Genomic DNA, 11522 nt, shown 5'->3' on the forward strand with positions numbered 1-11522 from the left:
TGCCGCCGGTCAATGTGTGTAATCTGAGCTACTGTTACAGCCTCAGGACTGCCCTGAGCCAAGGCCACCGCCTGCCTGCCAAGGATTTTGAGCATGCCGCGATTCTCTCGTGCCGTTGCTTTATTTGGAGTGTTGTTGCTGGCCCAGCCCGCGTGTGCGCAGCGCTTGCGCCTGGCTGCGGATGCATGGCCGCCGTTTACCGATGCCACGCTGGTCAATGGTGGCCTGGCCACCGATATCGTCAGCACTGCCCTGGCCCGTGCCGGTTACGCCAGTGACTTCGAGCAGGTGCCCTGGGCCCGTGCACTCAAGGGCGTAGGCGATGGGCGTTATGACGTGCTGATCAATGCCTGGTATGACGAGGCGCGCACGCAGTTGGGGCAGTTTTCCGCCGAATACCTGCTCAATCGTGTGCGCTTCATCAAGCGCCGCGAAGACCCCATCGAGTTCCAGAGCCTGGCGCAACTGCACGAGGCGCCCATCGCGGTGGTGCGCGGCTACGCCTATTCGGCGGCGTTTGATGCCGACACGCAACTGCAGAAGATCCCGGTGCACAACTTCGCCATGGCCGTGCGCATGCTGGCGGCCGAGCGAGTGCGGCTGACGGTGGAGGATGAATACGTGGCGCGCTTTTATCTGGCGCGGGAATCGGCTCGGGTGCGCAATGCGGTGGAGTTTCTGCCCATGCCGTTGAGTGAAAACAGCCTGCATATTCTGGTGAGCCTGAAGAACCCTGAGCACGCGCAAATTGTGGCGGGGTTTGATCGCGAGATTGCCAGAATGAAGGCGGATGGCAGTTATGCGCGGTTGATGAAACAGCACGGGATGTAATGTTCTTGGGGGCCAATCGGGAGCAAGCCCCCTCCCACAGCTTGATGTGTGCATACCTTTCAAATGTGGGAGGGGGCTCCCGATAGCGATTCAAGCCGCGCGGGTGTCCTTGATCAAATGCGCCGCCAATGTGCGCAACGGCCCCAGCTGCCGGCAAATCAACGCCAACTGCGTCTGCACCAGCCGCTGCCCTTCATCGATTTCATCCGGCATCTGCTCAAGCTGCGCCGCGAGGGCTTCTTCGGCGTCGCTCTGAATCGCAATCGGTTGTTTGTCGGCCAGGCCGCTGGCGATCTCATCGATGCTCGCCGCCAGGCTGTTGCCCGCGCCATCGATCAACTGCTCGCGCATTTCCGCCGGCAGTTGGGTGTCGCGGTGCGCGCCCAGGCCCGACAAATAGCTGAGCAAGGTGTGCGACAGCACCAGAAAGCGGAACCCCACATCGGCTTCCTTACGAAAGTGCCCCGGCTCCATCAGCATGTTGGCCAGCGTAGTGGACAGCGCCGCGTCGGCGTTGTGCGCGTTGCGTCGGGCCAGGCGGTAGGCCAGATCGTCGCGCTTGCCGGCGGCGTATTGCTGCATGATCTGGCGCAGGTAGATGCTGTTGCAGGTCAGCGTGTTGGCCAGCACTTTGTTTAGACGTCGCCCCTGCCAGTCCGGCAGGAACAGGAACACCGCCAGGCCCGCGATCAGGCTGCCGAGCAAGGTGTCGAACAGCCTTGGCAGGAACAGCCCGTAGCCATCGCCCACCTGGTTGAAGCAAAACAGCACCATCAGCGTGATCGCGGCGGTGGCCAGGGTGTAGCGCGTGGTGCGGTTGATAAAGAACACCAGGCCGGCGGCGATGGCAAACATCGATTGCACCAGGGGGCTGGGGAACAGGTCGAACAGCGCCCAGGCCACCGTGAGGCCGATGGCCGTGCCGATGATCCGCTGGCCGAGCTTGCGCCGCGTCGCGCCGTAGTTGGGCTGGCAGACGAACAGTGTGGTGAGGATGATCCAGTAACCCTGGGACGCGTGAATGGCGTGCAGGGTGGCGTAGCCGATGGTCAGCGCCAGAGACAGGCGCAACGCATGCCGAAACAGCAGCGATGTCGGCGTGAGCTGGGTGCGCAGGCGGGTCCACATTTCCCTGAGGTTGCGCGGCGCACGGTCCAGCAGGTTGCTGTCGGTGGCGTCGGCCAGGGCGTCAGGGTTGCTGGCGTCGCCGAGCAGGCGGTCGAGGGTCGACAGGTTGGCCGCCAGGGCCCGCAGCGAACGCAGCAGGCCGCGCCAGGCCGGATTGCTCTGCAGGCGCAGGTGTTCCAGCGAGGCGTTCAGGTCGCCTAGGGCCTCGGCGAAACTGTCGTCATAGATGAACGGCTGGCGCAGCTGGATCGACTCGCCGAGCGCCTGGCAGGCCTTGCCCTGCTGGCGCAACAGGCGCTGGCAGCGGAACAGCACGTCACTGTGGAAGAACGCCTCGGCCAGCGCGTTATAGGGGTAGTGGGACGAGCTGGCGCGTTCGTGGATGTCCTGGGCCAGAAAGTACAGCTTGAGGTAACGGCTGACTTTCGAGCCCGGTCGACCATTGCCCACGCGGTGCAGAATGATTTCCTTCGCGGCGTTCAACGCGGCGACCACCCGGCCATTCTGCTGCGCCAGTTCCAGGCGGCGTGCTTCCACATCCAACTGGCGGATAGGTTCGAACAGCGACGACTTGAGCTTGAGATAACGCCCCAACTCACGAAACAACCGCGCCAGGCTTTGCTGCACCGGCTGATTGGAAAACAGCGCCTGCCACACCACCGACAGCACGCCGTACCAGGCTGCGCCGGCCACCAGCAGCAGCGGCTCGTGCCAGAAGTCGCTGACCGCGCCGCCGCGCTGGTCCACGCCGATCATGGTGTACACCGACAGAATCAACGTGGCCGAAGCAATCGCGCCGTAGCGTTCGCCCAGCGCGCCGAGCATGGTCAGGCAAAACGTCGCCAGGGCGAGGGAGAGGGCGAAAAACCAGGGGTAGGGGAACAGCAGCTCCACCGACAGCGCGGCGATGCTGAAACACACCAGCGTCACCGCCAGGGCATTGAGGCGGCCCTGCCAACTGTCGTCGGTCTCGGCCAGAGCGCTGGCGATGATCCCCAGGAACAGCGGGATCAGCAGCGCCATTTCATTCTGGTACCAGCACAGCGCCATGCTGCCGGTGAGGGCGATGAACACCCGAATGCTGTAGCTGAATTTATCCAGCGCCCACAGGCGCCTCAGGGAGTGCTTGAACGAGGTCGATGACATGAAGTCGGGCGTCTTCCAGAGCGATGTCGCTAAATTGAGCTATCAAGGACGCCACGGCAAGGGCGGTGATCACATCAGAGGGCAAAATATCTCTCAGGCACACCACCAACCAAATGTGGGAGGGAGCAAGCACCCTCCCACATTTGATCGAGTACATCCTTCAGACATACTGCGCCGCCGCATAACCCGATGCCCAGGCCCACTGGAAGTTAAACCCGCCCAGATGCCCGGTCACGTCCAGCACTTCGCCAATAAAGTACAGACCCGGGCTTTTCAGGGATTCCATGGTCTTGGACGAGACTTCCCGCGTATCCACCCCGCCCAGCGTTACCTCGGCGGTGCGATAGCCCTCGGTGCCCGCCGGCACCAATTGCCAGTTGCCCAGCTTGTTGGCGATGTCGGCAATGTCGGCATGGGTGTACTGCTTCATCGGCTTGGACGCAAACCAGGTGTCCGCCAGCAGGTTGGCCATCTTTTTCGTGAAGATTTCGCCCAGCAGGGTTTTCAGCTCGCTGTTGGGGCGCTCGACCTGTTGCGCTTGCAGCCAGGTGTGGGCGTCGTGGTCGGGCAGCAGGTTGATCTCCACCGTGTCGCCCGATTCCCAGTACGAGGAAATCTGCAGAATCGCCGGCCCGCTCAGGCCACGGTGGGTAAACAGGATGTTCTCGCGAAAGCTCTGGCCGTTGCAGCTGACCAGGCAATCCACCGAGGTGCCGGACAGCTCGCCGCACAGTTCCTTGAGCTGGTCGGTGATGGTGAATGGCACCAGCCCTGCGCGGGTTGGCAGCAGTTCGTGGCCGAACTGTCTGGCCACCTGATAGCCAAAGCCGGTGGCGCCCAGGGTCGGGATCGACAGGCCGCCAGTGGCGATCACCAGGGATTCGCAGTGCAGCTCACCCAGGGTGGTCTGCAACCGATAGCCGTTGTCGACCCTGGCGATGTCCTGGATTGACGTGTCCAGGTGCAGGCTCACGCCGGTCTGGATGCATTCGTCGAGCAGCATGCCGAGGATGTCGCTGGACTTGTTGTCGCAGAACAGCTGACCAAGTTTTTTCTCGTGGTACGGCACACCGTGTTTGGCCACCAGCGCGATGAAATCCCACTGGGTGTAGCGCGCCAGGGCGGACTTGCAGAAGTGCGCGTTGTGCGAGAGGAAGTTGGCAGGCTCGGTGTACATATTGGTGAAGTTGCAGCGGCCACCGCCGGACATCAGGATCTTTTTGCCGGCCTTGTTCGCGTGGTCCAGCAACATGACCTGCCTCCCGCGCCCGGCGGCGGTCAGTGCGCACATCAAGCCTGCGGCGCCGGCGCCAATGATCACAACTTCGGTCGAGCGCACAGCCATGTCCTCATACAAATATTCATCTGAAATGTAATCAAAACTGTGGGAGGGGGCTTGCCCCCGATAGCGGTGTATCAGTGACAGATGGACTGACTGACACACCGCCATCGGGGGCAAGCCCCCTCCCACATTTGGATCTCTGTATAGCTTGAGATTTTTACAGGATACGCACGCGCAGCGAGCGGCCCTTGATCTTGCCGTCGTTCAAGCGCTGCAGCGCCTGTTTGGCGATGCCGCGTTCCACGGCCACGAAGGCCTGGAAATCAAAGATCGCGATCTTGCCGACCTGGGCACCCGGGATGCCCGCGTCACCGGTCAGCGCGCCAAGAATGTCGCCTGGACGCACTTTGTCCTTGCGCCCTGCGGCGATGCACAGGGTGCTCATCTGCGGCAGCAACGGACCCCCGCTTTGCGGCTTGAGGTTGTCCAGTTGGTCCCAGTTCAGCGGCGACTTCTGCAGTTGCTCGATGGCCTGGGCACGGTGCGCTTCGGACGGCGCCACCAGGCTGATGGCGAGGCCGGTCTCACCGGCGCGGCCGGTACGGCCCACGCGGTGGATATGGATTTCCGAGTCGCGGGCCAGTTCGACGTTGATCACCATGTCCAGCGCGTCGATATCCAGGCCGCGCGCGGCCACGTCGGTGGCCACCAGCACCGAGGTGCTGCGGTTGGCGAACATCGCCAGCACCTGGTCACGGTCGCGCTGTTCCAGGTCGCCGTGCAGGCCGACCGCGGAAATGCCCTTGGCGGTCAGGTGATCCACGGTTTCCTGCACCTGCTGCTTGGTAAAGCAGAACGCCACGCATGACGCCGGGCGGAAATGCGCCAGCACCTTCGTCACGGCATCCATGCGTTCTTCCGGCGAGATCTCGTAGAAGCGCTGCTCGATCTGGTCATCGGAATGGAACGCTTCGGCTTTCACCTGTTGCGGCGCGCGCATGAACTTGGACGCCAGTTGCTTGATGCTCACCGGGTAGGTGGCCGAGAACAGCAGGGTCTGGCGGCGTGGCGGGGTCTTGCTGATGATGTCTTCGATGGCGTCGTAGAAGCCCATGTCGAGCATGCGGTCGGCTTCGTCGAGGATCAGCGTGTTCAGGCCGTCCAGCACCAGCGAACCCTTGCGCAGGTGCTGCTGGATGCGCCCCGGCGTACCGACGATGACGTGGGCGCCGTGCTCAAGCGAAGCGATCTGCGGGCCGAGGGACACGCCGCCGCACAGGGTCAGCACCTTGATATTGTCTTCGGCGCGGGCCAGGCGGCGGATTTCCTTGGCGACCTGGTCGGCCAGCTCACGGGTGGGGCACATCACCAGCGCCTGGCAACCGAAGTAGCGTGGGTTGATCGGGTTCAGCAGGCCGATGCCGAAGGCGGCGGTCTTGCCGCTGCCGGTCTTGGCCTGGGCAATCAGGTCCAGCCCCTTGAGGATCACCGGCAAGCTTTGCGCCTGGATCTGCGTCATCTCGACGTAACCCAGCGAGTCGAGGTTAGCCAGCATGGCGGCGGACAGGGGCAAAGTATTAAAAGCGGTGGCGATGGTAGTCACGGGACTGGCTCTGCAAAACAAAATGTCGCGCAGTGTAGCAGCCCTGCGGGATTTTCCCCGCAAGTTCTAGACGAGACGCCCGTCAGTGCTCCAGGTCGTGTTCGCGGTTGATCGCCCGCTTGCCGTCGCCTGGCGACAGTTGCAGGAAGATCGCCGCCGCCAGCATCGCCATCACGCCCACGGTGAGGAAGGTCAGCTGGAACGCGCCAAGTACGGTGTTCACGCCGTCGTTGCCGGCTTCGGCGGTGAACCCGCCGAGCAACGCACCGGCACAGGCCACGCCCAGGCTCAGGGACAATTGCGCGACCACCGACAGCAAACTGTTGCCGCTGCTGGCCTGGGCGTCATCGAGGTCGATCAGGGTGACGGTGTTCATCGCGGTAAATTGAAACGAGTTGATCGCCCCCAGCACTGCCAGCATGGCCAGCAGCAAGGGGTAGGGCGTCTGCTCGCTGACCAGGCCCATGCTCGCCAGCATCAGGCCCAGCGCCAGGGTGTTGCCGGTGAGCACCACGCGATAACCCAGGCGCTCGATCAGCGGCCGCGCGATCGACTTGGCAAACATCGCCGCCGCCGCCAGGGGCAGCATGCTCATGCCGGCCTGGGACGGTGAATAACCCAGCGCCACCTGCAGCAGCAGCGGCACCAGAAAGGGCAGGGCGCCGCTGCCCAGGCGCGCGAACAGGTTGCCCAGGATGCCCACGGCAAAGGTGCGGGTCTTGAACAGCACCGGCGAAAACAGCGGGTTCTCGATATGCCCCGCGCGCAGCCAGTACGCCGCCAGGCACGCCAGCCCGCCGAACAGCAGCAGCATCACGCGCAGGTGCGGCAGGTGCAGTTCGCCCAGGCCTTCCATGGCGATGGTGATCAGCACCATCGCCGCGCCAAACAGCACAAAGCCCATGCCGTCAAAGCGCGTGCGCTCGCTGCCGCGCAGGTCGGGGATGAATTTCCACACGGCGAAGCAGCCGATGATGCCCACCGGCAGGTTGATCAGAAAGATCCAGTGCCAGGTCATGTATTGCACCATCCAGCCGCCCATGGTCGGGCCGAGCAGTGGGCCGAGCAGGCCGGGAATCGTGATGAACCCCATGATCCGCACCAGCTCGGAGCGCGGGTAGGCGCGCAGCACCACCAGCCGGCCGACCGGCAGCATCAGCGCGCCGCCCAGGCCCTGCACGACCCGCGCGCCCACCAGCATGCTCAGGCTGCTCGACAGCGCGCACAGCAGCGAGCCGATGCTGAACAGCATGATTGCGCCGAAGAAGATTTTCTTGGTGCCGAAGCGGTCGGCGATCCAACCGGATGCAGGGATCAGCAAGGCGACGGTGAGCATGTAGGCGATCACCACCCCTTGCATGCGCAGCGGGTTTTCCGCGAGGTCCTGGGCCATCGCCGGCAGGGCCGTGTTGAGAATCGTCCCGTCCAGCGACTGCATGAAGAAGGCAATCGCCACCACCCAGGGCAGCCAGCGAGCGGTCTTGGCGTCGAGAGGGGCGCGGGTCGGCATGGCAATCCTTTGGTTAGCTGGCTATGTATCGGCGATTATGCGCCATCCGCCGCGCGTTTTCCCACTGGCGGTTGGTCTAATTCCGACAGCGTTGCGTGTTTGCCGACCAGGAAGTCCAACAGCGCCCGGTGCACGGCCGCCGCCGCCTCGCGCGATTCGAGGTCGAGCAGGTGGCCGGTGTGCTCGGCCACGGCAAAGCTGCTGCGCCCCACGTACTGTTTGAACAATTGGGCGTCGGCGGCTGGGGTGTAGGCGTCCAGCGCACCATTGAGAAAGTGCACCGGCGTATCGATCTGGCGCAACGCCGGCAGGTAGTTGCCGTCACCCAGCGCCAGCACCTGACGGATATGAAAACGCGCCTGGCGGTACTCGGTGGTCGCCATGTTCGACAGGTGGCGGTGGTTGTTGCGCTTGAGGCGCGGCGACAGGTACTGGCCGACCGTCTCGTTGAGCAGATGGCCCACGGCGGATTTGTCATCGGCTTCGATCAGCACGCGCACGCGTTCCACGTAGTCGAGCATCACCGGGTTGAGGTTGGGCGCCAGGGCCATCACCACTGAGCTTTCGATGGACGGCGGATTATGGGCCAGGGTCAGCAGCGTGGAGATACCGCCCCAGGACGCCGACACCAGGTGGTTGACCGCGAAGCGCTCCACCAGCGCACACAGGATGTGCACCTCATCGTCCTTGGTCACCAGGTCCAGATCGGTGTTGTGTTCGCGCGAGTAGCCGGAGAATGGCAGGTCGAACAGCAGCACATTGAAATGCTCGGCCAGGCACTTGCTGGTGCGCGCAAAGGAGCGCGTGGTGGACAGCGCGCCATTGACCATCAGCACGGTTTTCTTCTGCGGGTCGTTGCCCAGTTGCTCCACGTGAATGTTGTAATGCTTGAACAGCTTCTCTATGACGAAACTTCCATGATTCATCGTCGCACTTCCTGTGGGATGGCGGTCTGCCACTAACCGTTATAGCGAGCTTTTCAGCAGGCGACAACAGGCTGCACGGGGGCGTCACGCAAGATCGGAAGCAGATGTCAGAAACAACGCAGGACACTGTGGGAGGGGGCTTGCTCCCGATGGCGGTGTGTCAGTCACCACCTGCATGACTGATGCGCCGCCATCGGGAGCGGGGATTAGAGGGTCAGGGTGAGGCGTTTGACCAGCGCGCCCGGGAGCAGATTGGACGCGGTGTTGCGCTGGCCGTAGGTGCTCGGTGACAACAGCAATTCCCGCTCTGCCGTGAGCGCTTCCAGCTGCGAGCCTAGCAGGCTGTAGACGCTGTCATCAAAGCGCATGGTGCTGACTGGCGCCTTGATTTCGCCGTTCTCCACCCAGAACGTGGCAAAGCGCGTCATGCCGGTGAGGCGGGCGGCCGGCAGGTCGGAGTAGTTCAGGTACCACAGGTTGCTGATGTACAGCCCGGTGCCCAGTTGCTTGAGGATATCGGCCTGGGCGAGCGTGCCCGCCGCCATCTGCAGGGCGCTGGGGGATTCATCACTGCTGGCGCCGTTGGCGGGCAGGCCGTATTCGGCGGCGCTGCGCGAATTCACCAACTGGTCGCAGGCAGCACCGGCCTTGATCAACGTGACATCGCCGCGCGGGTAACCCTCGGTGGAAAACGCCTGGCTCAGCGAGCCACTGATCTGCTCGGTGACGGTCACCAATGGGCTCAGCGGCTGCTCACCGGCATAGAGCTTTTGCAGCGAGCTGCCTTTGCTGGCGATGGCCTGGGCTGAAAAACCGCCCCAAGTGATGATGCTGATGATTTCTTCCAGCGCCGCCGGAGCGAGGTAGGCGCGGTAGTGCCCGGGCGGCAGCGGGTGCAGCGGCCGACCGAGAAACGCCCACTGCGCGCGCGCCTGCTGGAGGCGCGCGGCGAATTCGGCGCTGTCCCACGTGTGCCCGGCGTAGCTGGCCTTTACCGCTTCGCCGTTGGCATGGAACAGGCTGAAGTCGAAGTTGAAGCTATTGGCCTGATGCCAGCCGAACGCGCCGTTCGAACTGGCAAAACCACGGCTGATCGGGCCTGCGGCGTAGAAACCGACCAGGTCAACGTCGGCTGCGGCCTGGCTGATCTCCTCCAGCACACGGGCCAGGTCCGGCAGCGGTCTCACGTGTTCGTTGTGGCTTTGCCAAGGCTCCTGATTGAGCAGCAGGTAAGGATCCTGTGGCAGCAACGGCAAGGTGTCGCGCAACTGTTGCAGGCCATCGGCGAGGCGCTGGCGATCCAGTGCCGGCGAGCCGGCCAGAGTGATGCCGAGGTCGGCATGCCGGCCATCGCTGATCAGCTTGAGGTTCAGGCTGGCCTGCTGCACATGCCCGGCCTGGCGTACCTTGGCGTGGTTGAATCGCACGAATTCGGACGACTCGGCCGCGTAGCCCAGGTGAAATTGTTCGTTGTCGGTGACGGCTTGCTGGAGCCACTGCACCAATGCCTTGAAATCGTTCATCAGGCATCTCCCCCAAACACATCAACGTTGCTGAACACACAGGCCGGCGACGCATGGCCGACGCGGATCACCTGGTTGGGCTCGCCCTTGCCGCAGTTGGGCGTGCCCAATACCTGGAACGTGCTGGCGTCGCCCACGGCGCTGAGGTTGCGCCAGAACTGTGCAGAAATGGCCCGGTAGTTGGGTTTTTTCACCACGCCCTTGAGTTCACCTTTTTCAATCAACTGGCCCCATTCGCAGCCGAACTGGAATTTGTTGCGCGCATCGTCGATGGACCATGAACGGTTGGTCGACATCAGAATGCCGTGCTCGATGGCGCCAATCATCTGCGCCAGGCTCTGGTCGCCGGGCTCGATATTCAGGTTGGCCATGCGGTCGATGGGCGGGCGGTTCCAGCTGCTGGCGCGGCTGTTGGCCACACCGTCCATGCCGGAGCGGAACTGCGACAGCGCACCGCCCAACGGTTTGAGCAGCAGCCCTTCGCGGATCAGGAATTGTTTGCTGGCCGCAGTGCCGTCGTCGTCATGGCTATAGCTGGCGAGCTGCTCGGGGATGTGCGGGTCGAAGGTCACGTTGAGCAGCGGCGAGCCATATTGCAAATGGCCGAAGTCTTCGGCCTTGACGAAGCTGGTGCCGGCGTAATTGCGCTCATCGCCCAGGATGCGGTCGAGTTCCAGCGGGTGGCCAATGGATTCGTGGATCTGCAGGATCATCTGGTCGGGCATCAACAGCAGGTCGCGCGGGCCCTGGGGCGTGTTCGGCGCGAGCAGCAGTTGCAGCGCCTGGTCGGCGACGCGTGGCGCAGCGCCGATCAGGCCGAAGCGGCTGATCACATCGAAGCCGCCCTGCTGGCCGAAGTTGCTGCCGCCCAGAGTACGCGTCTGGCTGTCGTGGCCATCAAAGGCGGTGACGTTGACGCCGGGGAACACAAAGCGCTGGGCCTGGCGCAGTTCGGCGCCGGCACTGTTGAGGTAGATCTGCTCGACGTGGGTGAGGCCCAGGCTTACGTCCCAGCTCACCAGGCGCTCGTCCCTGGGCACGGCGGCGGATTCATCGCCCAGCAGTTGGTAGCAGTCGCTGAGTGACGGAAAGGCGTGTTCGAAGTTGGGTGACAGGTAATCGGCCACGTCGCTGGACACCGGCTGCTGATGCAGGTCGAGCAGGGCATGGGGCTTGATCTGGCGGGCTTGCTGTTCGGCGCGCTGGAGGGCGGCTTGCAGGCCGGCGAGGGAAATGTCGTTGGTCGCGGCGTAGGCTTGCACGCCGTTGAGACGAACGGTGAGCATGGCGCCTTCGTCGTGGCTGAGGTGCGGCGGTTCGGCGACGTTCTTGCGCACCGACAGGTACTGACCGGATTCGCGCACGTAGCGCAGCGAGAAGAAGTCGGCGGTGGTGCGCAGGGCGTTGAAGTGCTGTTTGAGTGTGGCGTGGTGGTCGAACATGGGGCCTTCCTTGTGGGCGGCTCAGCGCGGGCAGGCGAACAGAGTAGGCCTGGGCCGGTGAGCTGATCAAGGAAAGGCCGTTCGTTGTGGCAGATGCACCCCTGAGTGTGGCGAGCGGGCTTGCCACAAGG

General features: G+C 63.5%; 8 protein-coding genes. 1 reads left to right on the forward strand and 7 read right to left on the reverse strand.

Going from position 1 to position 11522, the window contains the following annotated elements; translation table 11 throughout:
- Positions 1-93: 93 nt before the first annotated feature.
- Entirely contained in the window at positions 94-831 is a 738-nt protein-coding gene (locus tag TU79_RS02680) for a substrate-binding periplasmic protein (RefSeq protein WP_057006581.1), read from the forward strand.
- A gap of 90 nt (positions 832-921) precedes the next feature.
- Here TU79_RS02680 and yccS read toward each other — a convergent pair whose 3' ends face one another.
- The 7 genes from yccS to TU79_RS02715 form a co-directional block, all read right to left on the reverse strand.
- Positions 922-3105 carry a YccS family putative transporter gene (gene yccS / locus TU79_RS02685; RefSeq protein WP_057006582.1) on the reverse strand — a complete coding sequence of 728 codons (2184 nt, stop codon included), beginning with the start codon at positions 3103-3105 and terminating at the stop codon, positions 922-924.
- A gap of 160 nt (positions 3106-3265) precedes the next feature.
- Entirely contained in the window at positions 3266-4444 is a 1179-nt protein-coding gene (locus tag TU79_RS02690) for a BaiN/RdsA family NAD(P)/FAD-dependent oxidoreductase (RefSeq protein ID WP_057006718.1), read from the reverse strand.
- Positions 4445-4604: 160 nt separating this feature from the next.
- The gene (dbpA, locus tag TU79_RS02695; RefSeq protein WP_231986904.1) at positions 4605-5942 is read right to left on the reverse strand and encodes an ATP-dependent RNA helicase DbpA; all 1338 of its coding nucleotides are present in this window, start codon (positions 5940-5942) and stop codon (positions 4605-4607) included.
- Between the two features lie 130 nt (positions 5943-6072).
- Entirely contained in the window at positions 6073-7500 is a 1428-nt protein-coding gene (gene mdtD, locus TU79_RS02700; protein ID WP_057006584.1) for a multidrug transporter subunit MdtD, read from the reverse strand.
- A gap of 35 nt (positions 7501-7535) precedes the next feature.
- Positions 7536-8426, reverse strand: a complete 891-nt coding sequence (locus TU79_RS02705; protein ID WP_057006585.1) for an alpha/beta fold hydrolase — start codon at positions 8424-8426, stop codon at positions 7536-7538.
- 206 nt (positions 8427-8632) lie between these two features.
- Positions 8633-9949 (reverse strand): TldD/PmbA family protein, encoded by a 1317-nt coding sequence (locus TU79_RS02710; RefSeq protein ID WP_057006586.1) that lies wholly within the window; start codon positions 9947-9949, stop codon positions 8633-8635.
- Positions 9949-11391: a TldD/PmbA family protein gene (locus TU79_RS02715; RefSeq protein WP_057006587.1), complete on the reverse strand. Its 1443-nt coding sequence runs from the start codon at positions 11389-11391 to the stop codon at positions 9949-9951. The genes TU79_RS02710 and TU79_RS02715 overlap by 1 nt, the downstream gene beginning before the upstream one ends.
- Positions 11392-11522 lie beyond the last annotated feature (131 nt).

This window comes from Pseudomonas trivialis, from assembly GCF_001439805.1.
GTDB lineage: Bacteria > Pseudomonadota > Gammaproteobacteria > Pseudomonadales > Pseudomonadaceae > Aquipseudomonas > Aquipseudomonas trivialis.

What these genes read in the sequence shown, in the direction of transcription:
- TU79_RS02680 (WP_057006581.1), top strand. Translation starts at nt 94, where the DNA reads ATGCCGCGATTCTCTCGTGCCGTTGCTTTATTTGGAGTGTTGTTGCTG.
- dbpA (WP_231986904.1), bottom strand. Translation starts at nt 5,942, where the DNA reads ATGCTGGCTAACCTCGACTCGCTGGGTTACGTCGAGATGACGCAGATC.
- yccS (WP_057006582.1), bottom strand. Translation starts at nt 3,105, where the DNA reads ATGTCATCGACCTCGTTCAAGCACTCCCTGAGGCGCCTGTGGGCGCTG.
- TU79_RS02715 (WP_057006587.1), bottom strand. Translation starts at nt 11,391, where the DNA reads ATGTTCGACCACCACGCCACACTCAAACAGCACTTCAACGCCCTGCGC.
- mdtD (WP_057006584.1), bottom strand. Translation starts at nt 7,500, where the DNA reads ATGCCGACCCGCGCCCCTCTCGACGCCAAGACCGCTCGCTGGCTGCCC.
- TU79_RS02710 (WP_057006586.1), bottom strand. Translation starts at nt 9,949, where the DNA reads ATGAACGATTTCAAGGCATTGGTGCAGTGGCTCCAGCAAGCCGTCACC.
- TU79_RS02705 (WP_057006585.1), bottom strand. Translation starts at nt 8,426, where the DNA reads ATGAATCATGGAAGTTTCGTCATAGAGAAGCTGTTCAAGCATTACAAC.